At 40.9% G+C, this 464-nt stretch carries 1 pseudogene; it reads left to right on the top strand.

The features are described 5' to 3' along the window. Positions 1–450: pseudogene (locus DY78_RS15700) on the top strand (IS30-like element ISLpl1 family transposase); the annotation flags it as partial. Between the last annotated feature and the right edge of the window lie 14 nt (positions 451–464).

Below are 464 nucleotides of genomic sequence, written 5' to 3'. Positions count from 1 at the left end.
ACAGTCGTTGGTCCTCGTGGGCATAGTAAGGCAGTTTTATTAACTTTAATCGATCGAAAATCACGGTTCCTTTGGGCATACCGGTTAAAAGATCGGACGACAGCGACTGTTAATGAAGCACTAACTAAGTTCCTAACAACTTTTAATGGTCCGGTGCACAGCTTTACTGTGGACCGTGGCACTGAGTTTAGTGGGCTAGTATCACTTGAATCACAATATGGTATTAAGACCTATTACTGCCATGCTTATACTCCAGCTGAACGTGGTAGTAATGAACGCTTTAATCGGAATTTACGTTATTTTTATCCTAAGGGGACTCGTTTTGAGCACATTAGTGCTCAAGATCTAACGACGACGTTACTCCAAATTAACCAGAGACCGCTTAAAATACTTGACTGGCAAACACCGTATCAGGTTATGCTGAACAATTTGTCCAAAAATTCGGATTAAATTTGCAATCTACC

Source organism: Lactiplantibacillus fabifermentans DSM 21115, from assembly GCF_000498955.2.
GTDB classification, from domain to species: Bacteria; Bacillota; Bacilli; order Lactobacillales; family Lactobacillaceae; genus Lactiplantibacillus; species Lactiplantibacillus fabifermentans.
This window is presented reverse-complemented; position numbering and strand designations above follow the sequence as displayed.